21 protein-coding genes are annotated in these 17641 nt (G+C 65.2%); 17 read left to right on the top strand and 4 right to left on the bottom strand.

Translation table 11 applies throughout. From position 1 onward, the window contains the following. Positions 1–16 precede the first annotated feature (16 nt). The 3 genes from dgcA to PVA39_RS21550 form a co-directional block, all read right to left on the bottom strand. On the bottom strand, positions 17–2077 hold the full coding sequence (gene dgcA / locus PVA39_RS21560; protein ID WP_274125783.1) for a dimethylglycine demethylation protein DgcA: 2061 nt from the start codon (positions 2075–2077) through the stop codon (positions 17–19). Between the two features lie 84 nt (positions 2078–2161). Then, positions 2162–2692 carry a DUF5943 domain-containing protein gene (locus PVA39_RS21555; protein ID WP_027904325.1) on the bottom strand — a complete coding sequence of 177 codons (531 nt, stop codon included), beginning with the start codon at positions 2690–2692 and terminating at the stop codon, positions 2162–2164. 119 nt (positions 2693–2811) lie between these two features. After that, positions 2812–3789 carry a dipeptidase gene (locus tag PVA39_RS21550; RefSeq protein ID WP_147177399.1) on the bottom strand — a complete coding sequence of 326 codons (978 nt, stop codon included), beginning with the start codon at positions 3787–3789 and terminating at the stop codon, positions 2812–2814. Positions 3790–4192: 403 nt separating this feature from the next. Between PVA39_RS21550 and PVA39_RS21545 the strand changes: the two genes are divergently transcribed. The 7 genes from PVA39_RS21545 (at position 4193) to PVA39_RS21515 (ending at position 9988) form a co-directional block, all read left to right on the top strand. Further along, on the top strand, positions 4193–4354 hold the full coding sequence (locus PVA39_RS21545; RefSeq protein WP_274125782.1) for a hypothetical protein: 162 nt from the start codon (positions 4193–4195) through the stop codon (positions 4352–4354). A 156-nt stretch (positions 4355–4510) separates the two neighbouring features. After that, positions 4511–5458, top strand: coding sequence for a SctD/MshK family protein (locus PVA39_RS21540; RefSeq protein ID WP_274125781.1), 948 nt, complete (start codon positions 4511–4513; stop codon positions 5456–5458). Between the two features lie 148 nt (positions 5459–5606). Beyond that, complete coding sequence (locus tag PVA39_RS21535) at positions 5607–5831, top strand: hypothetical protein (RefSeq protein WP_274125780.1); 225 nt, start codon at positions 5607–5609, stop codon at positions 5829–5831. Next, positions 5828–6169, top strand: coding sequence for a tetratricopeptide repeat protein (locus PVA39_RS21530; protein ID WP_274125779.1), 342 nt, complete (start codon positions 5828–5830; stop codon positions 6167–6169). Before PVA39_RS21535 ends, PVA39_RS21530 begins: the two co-directional genes overlap by 4 nt. Further along, a complete protein-coding gene (gene sctV / locus PVA39_RS21525) occupies positions 6166–8304 on the top strand; it encodes a type III secretion system export apparatus subunit SctV (protein WP_274125778.1) in 2139 nt (712 codons plus the stop codon). Before PVA39_RS21530 ends, sctV begins: the two co-directional genes overlap by 4 nt. After that, the gene (locus tag PVA39_RS21520; RefSeq protein WP_443200994.1) at positions 8301–9578 is read left to right on the top strand and encodes a type II and III secretion system protein family protein; all 1278 of its coding nucleotides are present in this window, start codon (positions 8301–8303) and stop codon (positions 9576–9578) included. Before sctV ends, PVA39_RS21520 begins: the two co-directional genes overlap by 4 nt. Positions 9579–9592: 14 nt before the next feature. Beyond that, on the top strand, positions 9593–9988 hold the full coding sequence (locus tag PVA39_RS21515) for a hypothetical protein (protein WP_274125777.1): 396 nt from the start codon (positions 9593–9595) through the stop codon (positions 9986–9988). Positions 9989–10014: 26 nt separating this feature from the next. Here the strand turns inward: PVA39_RS21515 and PVA39_RS21510 are convergent, their stop codons facing one another. Continuing rightward, the gene (locus tag PVA39_RS21510) at positions 10015–10818 is read right to left on the bottom strand and encodes a tetratricopeptide repeat protein (RefSeq protein WP_274125776.1); all 804 of its coding nucleotides are present in this window, start codon (positions 10816–10818) and stop codon (positions 10015–10017) included. Positions 10819–10977: 159 nt separating this feature from the next. Between PVA39_RS21510 and PVA39_RS21505 the strand changes: the two genes are divergently transcribed. The 10 genes from PVA39_RS21505 (at position 10978) to sctR (ending at position 17638) form a co-directional block, all read left to right on the top strand. Continuing rightward, positions 10978–11556 carry a type III secretion protein gene (locus tag PVA39_RS21505; protein WP_274125775.1) on the top strand — a complete coding sequence of 193 codons (579 nt, stop codon included), beginning with the start codon at positions 10978–10980 and terminating at the stop codon, positions 11554–11556. Between the two features lie 24 nt (positions 11557–11580). Then, entirely contained in the window at positions 11581–11784 is a 204-nt protein-coding gene (locus PVA39_RS21500) for a hypothetical protein (protein WP_274125774.1), read from the top strand. Between the two features lie 102 nt (positions 11785–11886). Next, positions 11887–12207 (top strand): hypothetical protein, encoded by a 321-nt coding sequence (locus tag PVA39_RS21495; protein ID WP_443200999.1) that lies wholly within the window; start codon positions 11887–11889, stop codon positions 12205–12207. A 2-nt stretch (positions 12208–12209) separates the two neighbouring features. Then, complete coding sequence (gene sctJ / locus PVA39_RS21490) at positions 12210–12989, top strand: type III secretion system inner membrane ring lipoprotein SctJ (RefSeq protein WP_274125772.1); 780 nt, start codon at positions 12210–12212, stop codon at positions 12987–12989. After that, positions 12986–13612 carry a type III secretion protein gene (locus PVA39_RS21485; RefSeq protein WP_274125771.1) on the top strand — a complete coding sequence of 209 codons (627 nt, stop codon included), beginning with the start codon at positions 12986–12988 and terminating at the stop codon, positions 13610–13612. The genes sctJ and PVA39_RS21485 overlap by 4 nt, the downstream gene beginning before the upstream one ends. Next, positions 13609–14208 carry a type III secretion system stator protein SctL gene (sctL, locus tag PVA39_RS21480; RefSeq protein WP_274125770.1) on the top strand — a complete coding sequence of 200 codons (600 nt, stop codon included), beginning with the start codon at positions 13609–13611 and terminating at the stop codon, positions 14206–14208. The genes PVA39_RS21485 and sctL overlap by 4 nt, the downstream gene beginning before the upstream one ends. Then, positions 14189–15511 (top strand): FliI/YscN family ATPase, encoded by a 1323-nt coding sequence (locus PVA39_RS21475; RefSeq protein WP_274125769.1) that lies wholly within the window; start codon positions 14189–14191, stop codon positions 15509–15511. Before sctL ends, PVA39_RS21475 begins: the two co-directional genes overlap by 20 nt. Continuing rightward, positions 15508–15978 carry a hypothetical protein gene (locus tag PVA39_RS21470; protein WP_274125768.1) on the top strand — a complete coding sequence of 157 codons (471 nt, stop codon included), beginning with the start codon at positions 15508–15510 and terminating at the stop codon, positions 15976–15978. The genes PVA39_RS21475 and PVA39_RS21470 overlap by 4 nt, the downstream gene beginning before the upstream one ends. Positions 15979–16001: 23 nt before the next feature. After that, positions 16002–16982, top strand: coding sequence for a type III secretion system cytoplasmic ring protein SctQ (gene sctQ, locus PVA39_RS21465; RefSeq protein WP_274125767.1), 981 nt, complete (start codon positions 16002–16004; stop codon positions 16980–16982). Then, positions 16979–17638, top strand: coding sequence for a type III secretion system export apparatus subunit SctR (gene sctR, locus PVA39_RS21460; RefSeq protein ID WP_042556778.1), 660 nt, complete (start codon positions 16979–16981; stop codon positions 17636–17638). Before sctQ ends, sctR begins: the two co-directional genes overlap by 4 nt. Positions 17639–17641 lie beyond the last annotated feature (3 nt).

Raw genomic sequence — 17641 nt, 5'->3', positions numbered from 1 at the left:
CATCATCCAATCGGGATCAGAAGTCCTTGCACAGGCGCAGGGCGTCGTAGATCGCCGCGTGCACGTTGCGCTGGGCCACGCAGTCGCCGATACGGAACAGCAGGTAGCCGTCGCCCGCCTCGGACAGGCACGGCTGCGGCTTGATCGCGAACAGCGCCTCGACGTCGATCTGGCCCTTGTTGCGCGAGCCGTCCTTGAGCCCGTAGTACAGGCCCTCGTCCGGGCGCACGCCGTTCTCGATGACGATCTGGTCGACCACCCGCTCTTCCCGGGCGCCGGTGTATTCGTTCTCCAGCACCGCGACCTTCTTGTCGCCCTCGGCGTAGACCTTCTCCAGCATCATGTCGCCGGTCATGACCACCTCCTTGGGGTACATGCTGCGGTAGTAGGTCGGGAAGGTAGTGCCGCCCATGGCCACACCGGGCTTGATGTCGTCGGTGACGATCTCCACCTGGCTGCCTTTCTCGGCCAGGTAGTCGGCCGCCGACATGCCGGTGAATTCGCAGATAGTGTCGTACACCAACACGTTCTTACCGGGTTCGACCTTGCCGCTGAGGATGTCCCAGGCGCTGACCACCAGGCCTTCGGCCGCGCCCCAGTGTTCGTTCTGCTCGAGGAAGGCATGGCCACCGTTGGCCAGCACCACGATGTCCGGGCGCAGGTCGAGGATGGTCGCTTCATCGGCCGCCGTACCCAGGCGCAGGTCGACGCCCAGGCGGGCGATTTCCAGCTGATACCAGCGGGTGATGCCGGCGATCTGGTCGCGTTGCGGGGCGCGGGCGGCGATGCTGATCTGCCCGCCGAGGCTGTCCTGCTTCTCGAACAGGGTCACGTCGTGGCCACGCTCGGCAGCCACGCGGGCGGCTTCCATACCAGCCGGGCCGCCGCCGACGATCACCACCTTGCGCTTGGCGCCGGTGGTTTTCTCGATGATGTGCGGCACGCCCATGTATTCGCGGCTGGTCGCGGCGTTCTGGATGCACAGCACGTCCAGGCCCTGGTACTGGCGGTCGATGCAGTAGTTGGCGCCGACGCACTGCTTGATCTGGTCGATCTGGCCCATCTTGATCTTGGCGATCAGGTGCGGGTCGGCCATGTGCGCGCGGGTCATGCCGACCATGTCGACGTAGCCGCCTTCGAGGATGCGCGTGGCCTGGTTGGGGTCCTTGATGTTCTGTGCGTGCAGCACCGGCACCTTGACCACTTCCTTGATGCCGGCCGCCAGATGCAGGAACGGCTCCGGCGGGAAACTCATGTTGGGAATGACGTTGGCCAGGGTGTTGTGGGTGTCGCAGCCCGAGCCCACCACGCCGATGAAGTCGAGCATGCCGGTGGCGTCGTAGTAGGCGGCGATCTGCTTCATGTCCTCGTGGGACAGGCCGTCGGGGTGGAACTCGTCGCCGGTGATGCGCATGCCCACGCAGAAATCGTCGCCGACTTCGGCGCGCACCGCCTTGAGCACTTCCATGCCGAATTTCATGCGGCCTTCGAAGGTGCCGCCCCATTCGTCGGTACGCTTGTTCACCCGCGGCGACCAGAACTGGTCGATCAGGTGCTGGTGCACGGCGGACAGCTCGACGCCGTCCAGGCCGCCTTCCTTCGCACGGCGCGCGGCCTGGGCGTAGTTGCCGATGATGCGCCAGATTTCCTCGACCTCGATGGTCTTGCAGGTGGCGCGGTGCACCGGTTCACGGATGCCGGACGGCGACATCAGGGTCGGCCAGTGGTAGCCATCCCAGCGCGAGCGGCGGCCCATGTGGGTAATCTGGATCATGATCTTGGCGCCGTGCTTGTGCATGGCGTCAGCGAGATTCTGGAAGTGCGGGATGATGCGATCGGTGGACAGGTTCACCGAACTCCACCACTGCTGCGGGCTGTCGATGGCCACGACCGAGGAGCCGCCACAGATCGCCAGGCCGATGCCGCCCTTGGCCTTCTCTTCGTAGTATTTGACGTAACGCTCGGTGGTCATGCCGCCGTCGGTGGCGTACACCTCGGCGTGAGCCGTGCTGAGTACGCGGTTACGGATGGTCAGTTTGCCGATCTGGATCGGCTGGAACATTGCTTCGAAGGCCATGACCTTCTCCTCGATTCGACGGCTGCACTGCGTTCACGGTCAATGCGGGGTGGAGCGCCTAGCGAGTGGCGCTCCTGTTGTTATTCACAGCGGGCGGGTAACGAACAGGCCATCGTCGTGGCCTTCTTCCGAGCCGCCGTATTCCTGCACGGTGACGGTGCGCAGGCTGCTGCCCTTGGCGGCCAGGATCTGGTCGATGGCGCCGGAGAACCAGCCGGTGAACATGTAGTCCACCTTGCGGCCGACCTTGCCGTACACGTACACGAAGGCCGAGTGCTTGAGCTTCACTTCCGCGTAACCGGCGTCGATGTCCAGCTTCTGGATCTCGAACAGGCCCCAGCCGCGCTGCGACAGGCGTTTCATGTAGTGCTCGAATACCGCCGCGCCTTCAATGCCGTGGCACTCGGCTTCCTTCTCGCACCAGTGCCAGGCGGATTTGTAGCCGGCCTTGTAGAGAATCTCGGCGTACTTGTCGGCGCCGAGCACTTCCTCGATGCCGCGGTGGTTGTTGACGAAGAAATGCCGCGGCACGTACAGCATCGGCAGGGCGTCGGTGGTCCATACGCCGGTTTCGTCGTCGACCTGAATGGGCATTTCGGGGGCGTGGGTGGCCATGTGTGTAACTCCTGAGTTCGAATCGTAGGAGCGGCTTTAGCCGTGAGCTTCAAGGCACGTAGCCCTTTGGGGGCTGATCGCGGCTGAAGCCGCTCCTACGGAAATTGAGATGGAAGGGCTTATTCGCCCCAGACGTCGGCGAGTACGCGCACCCAGTTCTCACCCATGATCTTGCGCACCACGCGCTCGGAATGGCCGCGCTTGAGCAGGGTTTCGGTGAGGTTGGGGAATTCGCCGACGGTACGGATACCCAGCGGATTGATGATCTTGCCGAAGTTGGTCAGGCGACGGGCATAGCCCTTGTCGTGGGTCAGGTACTCGAAGAAGTCCTGGCCGTGACCCTGGGTGAAGTCGGTGCCGATGCCGATGGCGTCTTCGCCGACGATATTCATCACGTACTCGATGGCTTCGGCGTAGTCGTCGATGGTCGAGTCGATGCCCTTGGCCAGGAACGGCGCGAACATGGTCACGCCAACGAAGCCGCCGTGGTCGGCGATGAACTTCAGTTCCTCATCGGACTTGTTGCGCGGATGCTCTTTCAGGCCCGAAGGCAGGCAGTGCGAATAGGTGACCGGCTTCTTCGATTCGAGGATGACTTCCTCGGAGGTCTTCGAGCCGACGTGGGACAGGTCGCACATGATGCCCACCCGGTTCATCTCGGCGACGATCTCGCGACCGAAGCCGGACAGCCCGCCGTCACGCTCGTAACAGCCGGTGCCCACCAGGTTCTGGGTGTTGTAGCACATCTGCACGATGCCCACGCCAAGCTGCTTGAACACCTCGACGTAACCGATCTGGTCCTCGAACGCATGGGCGTTCTGGAAGCCGAAGAGGATGCCAGTCTTGCCCAGCTCCTTGGCCTTGCGGATGTCGGCGGTGGTGCGCACCGGCATCACCAGGTCGCTGTTCTCGCGGATCAGCTTGCTGCTGGCGGCGATGCTGTTGACGGTGGCCTGGAAACCTTCCCATACCGACACGGTGCAGTTGGCCGCGGTCAGGCCGCCCTTGCGCATGTCCTCGAAGAGTTCACGGTTCCACTTGGCGATGATCAGACCGTCGATGACGATGCTGTCGGCGTGCAATTCGGCTGGGCTCATCAGGCGGCTCCCCTTGAATGAATGCACCAGATTCGCTGCTGGCGCTTTGTGGGCAGCATATGCCTCGCCGCCCGGGCGACCCGATGCAAAAACGACGGGGGGATTGCCGAAAGCGTCAAGCCGAGGTCGTGAATGAATATGCCCGGTTGTCGCGCCGGATCGGTCAAAGTATCTCGCTGCCAGCCTGCTAATGCGCGCGCCGGCCCTAGCTTGCCGAGGTTTTACGTCCAGGCTCGGGCCGCCTTTAACAGCAGCTCAACAAGCTTTAACAACCTTTAACAACACTGCCCAGCGATCCCTCCCTAGTCTTCGAGGCGTTGCAGGAAAGCCCGCTCAGCGAGGTGGCTTTCCTGAAACCGGCCGACGAGGCCGGACATTCCCTTGATACCTCTGGAGATATCCCATGGCTGAGACTCCTGCAGTAAACCCGGGCAACTCAGACGCTGCCATCGAAAAAATGTCCGCAGTGTTCGATATGGCGATCGAAAAGTCCGCCAAGATCACCGAGATCACCACGGCCAAGAAAGCCGAGCTCGACGCTACCAAACAGCGTCCGCAGAACTGACTCTGGTTGCAGGCGACGCCTTGCGTCGCCTGCAACTCGTGTCTTTGCCTTCATTGGCACCTTTTCCATCGACGGCGCGTGTGGGTGTTCTGCCCGGATGCGCATTCGATAAGCAATCCCCTAGCCCTGGCGTGAGCCGCGAACCTGGTGAGTCCTATGACTGCGACCGTCTCCAGTTCTGCACTGCCTGATAGCGTCGACCTGCCGCGTCTGGACGTCACCGCTGGCCTGCACCGCGGCGTTTCCCTGGCCCTGGATCAGTCCGTCTACAGCGTCGGCAGCGGTGTCGGAGCCAGTCTCATGCTGCGTGACGCCGGTGTGGCGCAGCGCCATCTGACCCTGCGTTTTGGCGCTCGTCATGTGGATATCGAGGCCACTGGTGGCGATGTGCGGGTGGTTCGCGCCGGTCGGGAAACGACTGTCGTTCACGGGCACGGCTATCGCGGCCGCATGCCTGTAGAGATCCATATAGGTGAAGCCGCCCTGCACCTGGACTTGCCATCGCGTGGTGGGGCGGCAGGCACTCCTGTGTGGTATGGCAAGGCGCAGTGGGCCATTGCGCTGTTATTCATGTTCATTTGCGCCGGCGCCCTAGCAGTGTTGCGCGATGGTTCGACGCAAGTGCCCGAGTCGCTACAGCGCCTGACCATCGCCGAGGACCAGCTCAAGCCCGCGCCCAAGGCAGCGTCGCTGCAATTGGCCCGCGTCGACCTGGCCGGGCAGGCCAAGACCGCCGGGCTGCATCATCTGACGTTCGAGGCCGATGCCGGCCAGTTACGCGTCAGTGGCACTCTTGAGCCAGGTCAACAGCAGGATTGGCTAGCGCTGCAGCAATATTTCGATGGGCGCTACGGCCGCCAGTACGTAATGCGTGGTGACGTTCATGTGCGCGAAAGCGCCGCCCGGCCACGGATCAACTTCCAGGCCGTATGGTTTGGCGACAATCCCTACGTGATCAACGCGTCCGGCGCGCGTCTTTATCCGGGAGCGCCGCTGGAGGGCGGTTGGAAGCTGGAGCGCATCGAGGATGACCAGGTGATCCTGGCGCTCGGCGACGAGCGCTTCGCCCTGACGCTCGGGGCGTCCGCAGCGCCCGGGCAATAGCATGAGAGTCGACGCCCGCCTGCCGCTGGTACCTGCGGATGCGCCGTCCGAGGTTCGTTCACGTCCTGGTGAGCAACTATCCGCAATCCCCGTCTCGTCCGCGCTCGCGAACCCTGCAGGGCGCTCTCGTACGCCGCCGCTGCCAACCGTGCAGGACGATCTGCACGCTCTGGAGCTGGCCGCGGGCGTCGAGCCCGGATTGTTCGCGGGCTCGCGTCCTGCGGAAATTCTCGAAGACATCCTCGAGCGCATCCTGCCTTCGCTGCCTCTCGACGGTGAAACCCGAGCCCTGGCCATGAGCCTGGTACGCGAGGAGCTTGATACCCGCCAGGCGCTGGATCGCCAGCGCGTCGAAACCGAGGTGGAGCCATGACGCTGCGTGACGACCACGATGCCGCCAAGCTGCTGCAGGGGCTGGGCGACCTCTACCTTCGGGTTGGCCAGGGGCCACGCGCCTTGGTGCTGTTGCTGCTGGCCGTGCAGCTCAACCCCGACGATCCAGTGTTGCTGGCCCGCCTGGCGGCGGCCTTCACCGCCAACGGCGATGGCGAGCGGGCCTTGCATACACTTGATCGCTTGCGCGGGTTGCAGGGCGAGTCTGTGGCTTTGCTGCTATTGCGCAGCCGGGCGTTGTGGAGCACCGGCCAGCACGGTGAGGCGCGCGCCTGCTTTGCCCGCTATCGGGCGCTGCGCCAGGAGCGTGACGCATGATGGCGCGGCTGGGTGCCCTGGCGGGCATGGCAGCGCAGCGCACCGAGGTGGTGGTGGTCGCGTTCATGATGATGGCCATCGTGATGATGATCATCCCGCTGCCCACTTACCTGGTCGACACCCTGATCGGCGTCAGCATTGCCCTGAGCATCCTGGTGCTGATCGTCGCCTTCTACATACGCAAGCCGCTGGAACTGTCCGCACTGCCGGCGCTGATCCTGCTCAGCACACTCTTTCGCTTGGCCCTGTCGATCAGCACCACGCGGCTGATCCTGCTGCACGGCGATGCGGGACATATCATCGAAGCATTCGGCAAGTTCGTCATTGCCGGCGAGGTGGTGGTCGGTCTGGTGATCTTCCTGATCATCACCGTGGCGCAGTTCGTAGTCATCACCAAGGGTGCCGAGCGGGTCGCCGAAGTGGCGGCGCGCTTCAGCCTGGACGCCATGCCCGGCAAACAGATGAGCATCGACAACGACCTGCGCAACGGCGACATCGATGCCAACGAGGCGCGCCGCCGGCGCTCCGATCTGCAGCGTGAGAGCCAGCTGTTCGGTGCGATGGACGGCTCCATGAAGTTCGTCAAGGGCGATGCCATCGCCGGCCTGGTGATCCTTTTCGTCAACCTGATTGGTGGTCTGCTGATCGGCATGTTGTCGCGCGGCATGTCCTTCGCCGAGGCCGGGCATACCTATTCGCTGCTCACCGTGGGGGATGGGCTGATCGCGCAGATACCGGCGCTGTTGATCGCCGTGGCAGCAGGCACCGTGGTCACTCGCGTCAACAACGAGGGCGAACAGGTCGACCTGGGCACCGAGATCATCCGCCAGATGGGTAACAGCCAGCGGGCCCTGACCCTGACTGCGCTGATTCTTGCCGCCGTGGCGTTCATTCCCGGCTTCCCGGCGCCCGTGTTTCTCGGCTTGTCGGCGGTGCTGGGGCTGTGCGCGTGGATGCTACAGCGGCGTCAGCGCCGCGAGCAGCAAGCCGAGGCGGCGGCTGTCGAGGCCGTCGAAGAGGTGGTCACCGAGCCCGACGAACAGCAGCAGGTGCAAGAGCCCGCTGCCGCCGCGGACACCCGGGTCCTGCTTTCGATCGGCCCCGGTCTGGCTGAAGCGGTGCCGCTGCAGCCCTTCAAGCAACGCCTCGAGGTACTGTGCCACGACCTGCACAACGAGCTGGGCATCGAGTTCCCGATGCCGTCCGTGGCTGTCGACATGGCGGGCTCGCCCGGCAGCTATCGCGTCGAACTGGAAGGCGTGCCAGTGGATCAAGGCGAGCTGAACCCCGGTCAAGTGCTGCTCAAGGACGACCCCGTGCATCTGCAGCTGCTCGATATCAGCGGCGAGGAGCGAGCATCGCCCTTGGGCGGTCGTAGCGGCTGGTGGATCGCCAGCGAGCGCCAGGCCGAGCTGAGCGAGGCGGGGATCACTTACTTGCGCCCCGACGAGATCTTGCGTGATGTGCTGGCGCGCGTGCTGCGCCGCTATGCCGGCGACTTTCTCGGCATCCAGGAAACCCGTCAGTTGCTGGCGCACCTGGAGGAGAGCCACGGCGAACTGGTCAAGGAGGCACTGCGGGCCGTGCCGCTGCAGCGCATCGCCGACGCCCTGCGGCGCCTGGTGGCCGAGGGCGTGTCGATCCGCAACCGGCGGGCACTGCTCGAGGCGATGGTCGAGTGGGGCGGTCGCGAGGGTGATGTCGGGCGATTCAGCGACCATTTGCGTACCGCCCTGGCGCGCCAGATCAGCCACCAGCATGCCGATGAACAACGGGTGATCGCCGCCTTCGTGCTGGGCTCGGCCCTAGAGGCGCAGTTGCTGGAAGCTGCCCGCCAGCAGGACACCGGGCGCGGTGAAATTCGCGCCCGGGAGGCCACCCGCGGCCTGCTCAAGGCGCTACGCCTGGAGTGCGGGCAATTGCCCGAGCAGGTGAAACCGACCCTGGTGGTGCACCCGGAGCTGCGTCGCCGGATTCTGCGCCTGTGCATTCGTGACGAACTGGAGATGGCCGTGCTGTCCTTTACCGAACTGGCCCCGGAATACAGCCTGCAGGCGATCAAGGTGATCGGCACGCCGAGCACAGCGCGGGCGGAAAAGAGTCAACCCGCACCCGCGCTGGCAGGTGCGACATGATGCGCCTGCTATTGCTGACGTTGTGCTGTGTGCCACTGCTGGCCATGGCCCAAGCCCCGCTGGGTGGCGATATCTCTCTGGCCACCGGCGAAGGACGGATCATGCGCTTCAGCGATCCAGTGGACGCGGTGATGGTCGCCGAGCCCGATGTAGCCGACCTGCAGGTGATCTCGCCTGGTGTCATCTACCTGTTCGGCAAGCGACCGGGGCACACCACGCTGGTGGCCCTGGGCAGTGACGAACGGGAAATCGCTTTGCTGCAGATCAACGTCGGCAGCAATGGCCGGCCGATTACCAGTGCATTGCGTAGCCGTCATCCGCAGAGTGGCGCCGAGGTGCAAGGCGTCGGTAACCGCTTGGCGGCTCGCGGGCAGGTCGGCAGCGTCGCCGAGGCGCTGGATCTCAACGCCATGCTCGATCCTACCGGCCAGGACTGGCAGGGCGCGGTGAACACCGCGACTTACCCAGGCTCGGCACAAGTGAACATTCGCGTGCGCTTTGCCGAGGTGTCTCGCGAAGAGCTACTGCGCTATGGCGTGAGCTGGAATGCGCTGTTCAACAACGGCACTTTCTCGTTCGGCCTGCTCACCGGCGGCAGGCTGGCGGCGGAGGCCGCTGCCGGTGGCTCCAATCTGATCGGTGTGGGCCTGGACAGCGGCAACTTCAATATCGATACGGTGCTCGAGGCGCTGCAGAGCAATGGCGTATTGGAGATCCTCGCCGAGCCAAACATCACCACCATGACCGGTGAAACGGCGAGTTTCCTGGCTGGCGGCGAAGTACCGGTGCCGGTGCCGGTGAACAGCGATCTGGTGGGCATCGAATACAAATCCTACGGAGTGTCGCTGCTGTTCAGCCCGACGCTGCTGCCGGGTGAGCGTATCGGTCTGCAGGTGCGCCCGGAGGTTAGCAGCCTGATGGGCGGCAGCACCCTGGAGGTTTCGGGTTTTCGCGTGCCGTCGTTTCGTGTACGCCGCGCTGACACCCGCGTCGAGGTTGGCAGCGGGCAGACCTTCGCCATCGCCGGCCTGTTCCAGCGCGAGAATGCCCAGGATCTGGAGAAAGTCCCGCTGCTCGGTGACATGCCGATCCTCGGCAACCTGTTCCGCTCCAAGCGCTTTCAGCAGAACGAAACCGAGCTGGTGATCCTGATCACGCCCTATCTGGTCGAGCCGGTGCAGACCCAGGCCATGCTTACGCCGCTGGACAAGAGCCTCGGCGCGCGCGCCGCTGCCCCGGGGCGCAGCAGCTCGTTCGGGTTTCACGTGCAATGAACGGGAGTGTCGTAATGACGCGCATGGGCCTGCTGTCCGCCTGCCTGCTACTGGGCGCCTGCCAGACCGAGCTGAAGGCCCCCCGCTATTCACCTGGCTACCAGACCGTCGTTGACGGCAACGGCCAGACCCTGCTGGTGCCCGATGCCTGCCGTCGCGTCACCAACGATGGCCAGCCGGTCGACGAGCGTGAGCTGCTACCACTGCCGCCTGGCTGCGCCAACAACGCCAACCTGCTGCAGATGGTCGAGCGTCGCGGTGACCTGCTGCGCGGCAGGCAGACCGGGCCGACCCTGGCCGCGCCAGTGGGCCGCGCGGCGCAATCCTATCTTGAAGGTTTCGAGACCGACGAGAAGCGTCGCCGGCGCCAGGAGCAGGCGGCGCAGAGCGAAACCGGAGGTGGACAGTGATCCCTGCCATCACAAGGCAGCATGTGCTATTGGCCGGCGCTCAGCCCCAGCGCCCGGGCGCGTTCGGCAGGGTCGCGGATGGCGGCGATACCCTGCGCCTCGGCGATCAGTGCCTGACGTTGCGTAGCGCTGGTGTCGTTGAGCTGCACGCTGGCCGGGTTGCCCCGAGCGCCGGCCAGCACCTGGATAAGCAGTGCCGTGCGTTGGTGGCGCCGTTGGGCGGTGGGCGCGCGGTCGATACCGTCGATCTCGCGCAAGGCGTTGCCGGTGTCGCCGTTGAGTGCGTGGGCCAGGGCGAGGTTGCTGCGCGCGTCGAGGTCAGCGGGGGCCAGCCGGCGTGCCGTGGCGAAGGCCTTCTGCATCGCCTCGATGTTGCCCAACTGTGCTTCAGCGGCGCCCAGCCGGGCAAAGGCCTGGGCATCGTTCGGCAATTGGCGGGCGGCGCTTTCGAGCAGCGGCTGAGCGCGTTCCGGATAACCCAGGCGCAGTTGCGCGGTACCCAGGCCAAGCAGTCCCACGGGATTGTCCGGCTCCAGCGCGACCGCTTTTTGGTACGCCGCCTCGGCGCCCTGGGTGTTGCCGCTCGCCAACCGCGCCTGGCCCAGCCGCTGCCAGGCTTCGAAGCCCGCCCCCGGTTGTTCTGCAGCGCGCTGGTAGAGGGTGGCGGCGGTGCCGCGGTCGCCACGCGCCTCGACATCGCCGGCCAGCTTCATCAAGCGCTGGTAGGCCTCATCGCCGCCTGGTGTCGAAGTGCTAGGCGCATGGTTACTGCAGGCGCCCAGCAGGGCGAGGCTGGCAAGCAGGATGCAGCGGGTGGAAATCGACGGCAAGGGCGGTGCTCCTCGGTTGGTCCGGCAAGTGAACGGCATTCTATAGAGCCGGCTTCGAGGGGATCTGTGAAGCGGCTGCGAAATCTTGTGATTGTTGCCGGGCGGCGGTTGTTTCATCGATCTGCCTGCGCCGATAGTAGCGCGGTCGGTCGTGGCCTGGTGTTGTCGCTGCTCTTGCTGGTGGGTGGTACAGGCAGCGTACAGGCCGAGGTGACTCCGCCGTGGTTCGAACAGCCCTATGCCTACGTGGTGATCAACCAGGATCTGCGCAGCGCACTGGAGGCCTTCGGACGCAACCTGGGCCTGCCGATGGCGATTTCCAGCCGGGTCAAGGGCCGCGCGCAGAGCAATCTACGTGCGGCCAGTGCCGGTGAGTTTCTCGATGCACTGTGCAGCAACGGCGGCCTGACCTGGTTCTTCGACGGCAACATGCTGCATGTGAACAGCGAGGACGAAATCGAGATTCGCCAGTTCGAACCCAGCGGCTTCCAGCTCGACGAGCTACAGGCCGCGCTGGACGAGCTGGGTGTGGCAGGCAAGCACTTGTCGCTGCGCAGCAGTTTCCACGGTGACGGGATGATGATTTCCGGGCCACCGCCCTATATGGCGCTGGTCCAGCAACGTATCGATCAACTGCAGAGCCCGGTAGTCGCCGAACCCGAGGTGGTTCGCGAGCGGGGTGTGCGAGTGTTTCGCGGTAGCGCCGGCATCCAGGTGATCAAGAGCGCGGACGAATAACCGTCAGACGAAAGGAGAGATCCCATGGCAGTCGCTCAGGTAGATGGCAACACAGAAGTACAGAACACCCCTGAAGCCGAATTCGACCAGGCGCTTGAAAACGCCCAGGCCGAGGACGAGCTGACCAACGACATGATCACCCAGGCGGTCATCCTCGGCGGCCAGTTCATCGTCATGCCGCGTGCTCAGGAGATTCTCAAGGAAGCCACCGCGGACGACGAAGAATAACCACGGGGATCGGCCATGACAGTCAGCGCAGCAGTCGCCACAGCGGCCCCTACGGTCGCCGGGCAGGATCTCGCCCAGGCCTCGCAGAATCTGTTCGAGCACATGGCCAGTCAGGCCAAGGGCATGCCCCAGGGCGCCAGCCCGAATCAGATTGGCGAGAACTTGATGGAGCGGCTCAACGGGTTCATCGATCGCTCCAAGGGGTTTTCCGACGCTGCCGCCGTGGAGCGCACGCCGTATATCAGCAATGCGCCGGTGGATAAGGGCGCCGGGGTCGAACCGGGCAAGGTCAACGAGCAGCAGATCGATCGTCTGGTTGGCTCGCTAAGCCGGGTATTCGATTACTCTATCGAAACCCAGATGGTGGTGCGTGGCGCCACGCAGATCTCCGGCTCCGCCAATACCCTGCTCAGAGGCCAGTGACCATGCGTGGGCATCCCCTCCGGTTGTTCGCGCTGGTGCTGCTGACGCTGTTGCTGCAGGCCTGCGATGGCATGGTGCTGTATAGCAACCTCAGCGAACGCGAAGCCAACAGCATGGTGGCGGCCCTGCTGCGCGAAGGTATTGCCGCCCAGCGTCAGGTGCAGGAAGACGGACGTATCACCGTCAGCGTGCCCCAGGAGCGGCTGTCCGAGGCCGTGGCACTACTCGACGAGGCCGGGCTGCCGCAGCAGCAGTTTTCCAATATGGGCGAAGTGTTCAAGAACAACGGCCTGGTGTCTTCACCGGTACAGGAGCGGGCGCAGATGGTCTATGCGCTCAGCGAAGAGCTGTCGCACACCGTGTCGCAGATCGACGGCGTGCTGTCGGCGCGGGTTCACGTGGTGCTGCCCGATAACGATCTGCTCAAGCGGGTGATCTCGCCATCATCGGCTTCGGTGCTGATTCGCTACGAACCGGATACCGATGTCGACCAGTTGATCCCGCAGATCAAGACCCTGGTCGCCAACAGTATTTCCGGGCTGAACTACGACGGTGTATCGGTCACCGCCATCAAGGCAGCGGTGCGCAATCTGCGTGACGATGCGCGACCACCGTTGAGCTCTTTTCTGGGCATCTGGATGCTCGAGGAAAGCGTGTCACGAGCTCGTACCCTGTTGATTGTCGGGCTGCTGGTGTTGCTCGGCTTGGCCGGTGCGCTGGGCTGGTACCTGTGGCGTGAACGTCAGGGGCAGGGCACCTATGTGCTGAGGGAAAACGAATGAGCCAGGCGTTACGTGATGCCTGGAGCACGTTACTCGCCCAGCCGATACGGTTTGTCGCCCAGGAGTGCCTCGAGGCGGCGCTGCTGGGTGCCGTGCCCCGAGATCGAGTGAGCGAACTGATCAGGCAGCGCCGCTTCGAGGCGCGCCTTGCCGAGCTACTGGCTTCCTACTACGGCCTGCAGCCGTTGAGTGAGGTTGGCGAAGTGGCTGATGACGACCTGCCGGTGCTGCTCCTGCCGCCGTCGGCCTTCGCTGAATTGGCCATGGCCTGTGGCGCATGCCGGCATGCCCATACCCTGGCCCGCGAAATTCGCGGTCCGCAGGTACAGCAACTGCGCGAGCGGCTAGGTGACGCCACCTACGATCTGGCCGTGGACTGGCGTGATGCTGGAACCGGCGCGCCCGCGCCCGTCGGTGGCGCTGCGCTGCTGGCCGCCATCGAGACTGATGGACAGCGCTGCGTGGAAGCATGGCTGGCCGTCCAGCCGATAACGTTGCAGGCCTGGCTGCGCCTGCGTTTCGGCCTGGCAGCGCCGCTGGCGAATGGCAGCGACGATGATGTTCGACTGGTGCGTCAGGTTGCTTTGGCCCTGGGCGTTCATGTTGAGCGAGGGGCGGCATGAGCGAGTTGCCGAGCAAACCCGGTCAGCGCATTCTGCGGGCCGAGCAGGCTGCCCAGTGGATCGATGGCTACGCGTTCCTGCAGACCGCCCGCGAGGAGGCCGAGCGCACCCAGGCCGATTTGCAGCAATTGCGTGACCAGGCGTGCGAAGAGGGCCTGGCGGCCGGCCTCGCCGAAGGGCAACGCGAGGCGGCACAGTTGCTGGCGCGCACGGCGCAGCAGGTCGATGACTATCTGGCCGGCCTTGAAACGCAGATGGCCGACCTGGCGCTGGGTATCGCCCGCCAGGTCATCGGCGAACTGGACGATGCCACCCGCCTGGCGCAATGCACCCGTCAGGCACTTGGCGCCTTTCGCCACGCCCAGCGGTTGCGCCTGCAGGTGCGCCCGGATCAGCTCGACGCCGTGCGCGAGCGCCTGAGCGACCTCGGCGAGCGGCTGGACGTGGCTGCCGATGAAGGTCTCGCTGCCGGTCACGCCCGCTTGAGCAGCACTCAGGCCAGTGTCGAGCTGGACCTGCACACCCAGCTTCAGGGGCTGCGCCAGGCATTGCTGCCTGGCAGCCTGGAGGGCGGTAATGAACGCCCCTCTGCGTGATCTGCTACCGACCCTCAGCGCGCGCCTGGCCGATGCCCAGCCACGACCGTTACGCGGGCGCATTCGCAGCATCCGCGGCACGCTGATCCAGGCCAGCGTGCCGAATGTCGGCATCGGCGAGCTGTGTCGTCTCAACGACCCGGCCAGTGGGCGGGTGCTCACTGCCGAGGTGGTGGGCTTCGATGGCGACGAAGCGATTCTCTCCCCCATCGGCTCGTTGGAAGGGCTGTCGACCCGAACCGAAATCGTCGCCACCGGCGAGAGCCAGGGCGTCCTGGTTGGCGATGCCTTGCTGGGGCGGGTGATCGGCCCCCTCGGTGATGTGCTCGATGGTGGCGCACCGGTCACTGGCTTGCAGCGCTATCCACTGCACGCTGAGCCGCCCGCACCCTTTTCCCGGCAGATCGTCGAGCAGCCGATGCCGCTGGGCATACGTGCCATCGACGGGTTGCTCACCGTGGCGCGTGGTCAGCGCATGGGTATCTTCGGCGAGCCCGGTGTGGGCAAATCGTCGCTCTTGGCCAGCATCGTGCGGCGCAGCGAAGCCCAGGTAATCGTCATCGGTCTGATCGGCGAGCGTGGGCGTGAAGTGCGTGAGCTGCTCGATGTTCACCTGGGCACAGAGGCGCGGGCGCGCACCGTTGCCGTGGTCGCCACCTCGGATCGCCCGGCCACCGAGCGCGTGAAGGCCGCACTGGTGGCCACTGCTCATGCCGAATACCACCGCGATCAGGGCCGCCACGTGCTCCTGCTGCTCGACAGCCTGACCCGCTTCGCCCGTGCCCAGCGCGAGATTGGCCTGGCCATCGGCGAGCCGCCCATCCGACGCGGCTATCCACCTTCGCTGTTCTCGGCCCTGCCGCGTCTGCTGGAGCGCTCGGGGCCGGCGGCCACTGGCAGCATCACGGCGCTGTATACCGTGCTCACGGAGGGCGATGCGTCCCTCGACCCGGTGGCCGAGGAGGTGCGCTCGATCCTCGATGGCCATTTGGTGCTCAGCGCCGAATTGGCGCAGCGCAACCACTTTCCGGCCATCGACGTGCTGCAGAGCCGCAGCCGCCTGATGGACCGCGTTGTAGCGCCGGAGCAGCGGCAGCTGGCCGGCCACCTGCGTGCCCTGATGGGGCGGCACGCCGACATCGAGTTGTTGCTGCGCACCGGCGATTACGTGGCTGGTAGCGATCCGCTGGCTGACGAGGCGATCGCCCGCCAGGGCGCCATTGAACAGTTTCTGCGTCAGGACGCCGCCGAACCCAGTGGCTTCGACGATACCCTGCGCGCGCTGCGCAAGGTGCTCGGATGAGCGCCGTTCAGCAGCTGGACGAGCTGCGGCGCCTGCGCGTGCGCCGCGCCGAAGCGCAGCTGGCCAGTTGGCAGGCGCGCTGCCAGCAAGCGACCCTCGATCTGCAGCACGCCCAGGCGCAGGTCAGCGAGGCATTGGCGCTGCTCGAAGGCGAGGCCCGCCACCTGCAGACCCTGCTTACCGAGGGCGCGCTGCCAGTGGGGCAGTACCGCAGCGCGCTGGAGCTGCTCGACGCGCTCGAGGCGCAGCGCGGGCACCTTGCCCAGCAGGCCGGTGAGGCGGCTCGGCATCTGGCTCAGTTGCAGGCGGGCCGTGACCAGGCCCAGCAGGTCTGGCTGCGCCGACAGTTGCAGTGCGAGGCACTGGAGCCCTTGCTGCAACGCCAGGCTAGGAATCAGCAACGTGCCAGCGAAGCGCTCGAAGAGAGCCTGGCCGAAGACCGCCCCTGGGAGGCCATGCACAGATGAATTGCCGTCAGTCATTGGTGCCCATGCCGCTGTTGCCCCTGCTGCCGCAACTCGATGTCGCCGAACAGGCGCTACGCAACCGCCTGTTGCGCCGCCGCAAGCCCTGGCGGGGCCAGGCCGCCGGGGTGCAGCTAGAGATCGCTTTCGGTGGTCAGCACTCGGAAAACGCTGCGTGGGTGGTACCGGCGCGGCTCGGCATGCATTCGCTGCAGCTGCACCTTAATGCTGCCTTGTTCGAGCGACTGTTGGGCACCATGGCGCTGCAGCGCGACTTCGCCGGTCTGCCCGCAGTGTTGCAGAGCGTGCTGCTCGAGCAGGCGCTGTTGCCCTGGATCGAGCCGCTCGAAGCCGCGTTGGGTCAACCGTTGAGTCTGGACGCCGAGCCGTGCCATGGCGAAGTCGACCTGAATCTGCAACTCAGCGCAGACGGTGCGCCCCTGGGCACGCTGACTTTGCAGCTGAGCCGGGCGGCCGCACAAAGCATCGCCGATCTGCTGGAGCGTCACGTGCCGCCGGCGCGCCAAGCCCTGCCTACCTTGCCGCTGAGCCTGACCCTGCTGCGCGGCTGTCAGACCTTGAGCCTGGCCGAGCTGTGTAGCCTGCAGCCGGGCGACGTGCTGATGCTCGACTGCCCGGCGGATGCCGACGGCCTGCTACTACTCGCGGGCGGCCACCGTCAGGCCCGTTTCAAACGCCAGAAATCTGGCCTGCAACTGCTCGAAGCCTTGCAACCGACCAACCCGACGATGGAGAACGCCATGGGGCAAGACGCCGATGATGCGCAACTGGACGATGTGCCGCTGACCGTGGTCTGCCAGATCGGCAGCCTGGAAATGCCCCTGGGCGAACTGCGCGAGCTGGGCGAGGGCAGTGTGCTGGCCCTGCCCCACGCTGATGCGCAGCGGGTCGAACTGATGATCAACGGGCGCTGTGTGGGGCGCGGCGAGCTGGTCGCCATCGGTGATGGGCTGGGGGTGCGCCTGACCCGGTTCGCCAGCCTATGACGGATTACCAGCCGAACCTGCTGGAAATCATCCTGGTCGTCACCACGATCGGTTTGATTCCCCTGGCGGTGGTGACCCTGACCGGCTTTCTGAAAATCTCCGTGGTGCTGTTCCTGATCCGCAATGCCCTGGGCGTGCAGCAGACGCCGCCGAATCTGGTGCTCTACGGCATCGCCCTGATCCTCGCGGTGTACGTGACCACGCCGCTGATCGGCGAGATGTACCGCGAGGTGGAGGGGCGCTCGATCAGCCTGCAGAACGCCGAGGAGTTACGCGAGCTGGGCGACGCCCTGCATGCGCCTCTGCAAACCCACCTGTCGCGCTTCGCCAACCCGTCCGAGCGCGCCTTCTTCGTGCAGGCCACCGAGACCGTGTGGTCCGAGGAGGCGCGCGCCGATCTGCGCGACGACGACCTGGTGGTACTGATTCCTGCGTTCGTCAGCTCCGAGCTGACCCGTGCCTTCGAGATCGGCTTTCTGCTCTACATCCCCTTTCTGGTGATCGACCTGCTGGTGGCCAACGTGCTGATGGCCATGGGCATGATGATGGTGTCGCCGACGCTGATCTCGATTCCCCTGAAGATTTTCCTGTTCGTCGCCGTCAGCGGCTGGTCACGGCTGATGCACGGCCTGATTCTCAGCTACGGAGGAGGGTGAAGC

Source organism: Pseudomonas sp. CNPSo 3701, assembly GCF_028674975.1.
GTDB lineage: Bacteria > Pseudomonadota > Gammaproteobacteria > Pseudomonadales > Pseudomonadaceae > Aquipseudomonas > Aquipseudomonas straminea.
Note: the sequence above shows the minus strand (reverse complement) of the source record. Positions and strands in the feature narration are given on the sequence as shown.

Coding starts and splice junctions, on each gene's coding strand:
- dgcA (WP_274125783.1), bottom strand. CDS start 2,077: ATGGCCTTCGAAGCAATGTTCCAGCCGATCCAGATCGGCAAACTGACC.
- PVA39_RS21555 (WP_027904325.1), bottom strand. CDS start 2,692: ATGGCCACCCACGCCCCCGAAATGCCCATTCAGGTCGACGACGAAACC.
- PVA39_RS21550 (WP_147177399.1), bottom strand. CDS start 3,789: ATGAGCCCAGCCGAATTGCACGCCGACAGCATCGTCATCGACGGTCTG.
- PVA39_RS21545 (WP_274125782.1), top strand. CDS start 4,193: ATGGCTGAGACTCCTGCAGTAAACCCGGGCAACTCAGACGCTGCCATC.
- PVA39_RS21540 (WP_274125781.1), top strand. CDS start 4,511: ATGACTGCGACCGTCTCCAGTTCTGCACTGCCTGATAGCGTCGACCTG.
- PVA39_RS21530 (WP_274125779.1), top strand. CDS start 5,828: ATGACGCTGCGTGACGACCACGATGCCGCCAAGCTGCTGCAGGGGCTG.
- sctV (WP_274125778.1), top strand. CDS start 6,166: ATGATGGCGCGGCTGGGTGCCCTGGCGGGCATGGCAGCGCAGCGCACC.
- PVA39_RS21520 (WP_443200994.1), top strand. CDS start 8,301: ATGATGCGCCTGCTATTGCTGACGTTGTGCTGTGTGCCACTGCTGGCC.
- PVA39_RS21515 (WP_274125777.1), top strand. CDS start 9,593: ATGACGCGCATGGGCCTGCTGTCCGCCTGCCTGCTACTGGGCGCCTGC.
- PVA39_RS21500 (WP_274125774.1), top strand. CDS start 11,581: ATGGCAGTCGCTCAGGTAGATGGCAACACAGAAGTACAGAACACCCCT.
- PVA39_RS21495 (WP_443200999.1), top strand. CDS start 11,887: ATGGCCAGTCAGGCCAAGGGCATGCCCCAGGGCGCCAGCCCGAATCAG.
- sctJ (WP_274125772.1), top strand. CDS start 12,210: ATGCGTGGGCATCCCCTCCGGTTGTTCGCGCTGGTGCTGCTGACGCTG.
- PVA39_RS21485 (WP_274125771.1), top strand. CDS start 12,986: ATGAGCCAGGCGTTACGTGATGCCTGGAGCACGTTACTCGCCCAGCCG.
- sctL (WP_274125770.1), top strand. CDS start 13,609: ATGAGCGAGTTGCCGAGCAAACCCGGTCAGCGCATTCTGCGGGCCGAG.
- PVA39_RS21475 (WP_274125769.1), top strand. CDS start 14,189: ATGAACGCCCCTCTGCGTGATCTGCTACCGACCCTCAGCGCGCGCCTG.
- PVA39_RS21470 (WP_274125768.1), top strand. CDS start 15,508: ATGAGCGCCGTTCAGCAGCTGGACGAGCTGCGGCGCCTGCGCGTGCGC.
- sctQ (WP_274125767.1), top strand. CDS start 16,002: ATGCCGCTGTTGCCCCTGCTGCCGCAACTCGATGTCGCCGAACAGGCG.
- sctR (WP_042556778.1), top strand. CDS start 16,979: ATGACGGATTACCAGCCGAACCTGCTGGAAATCATCCTGGTCGTCACC.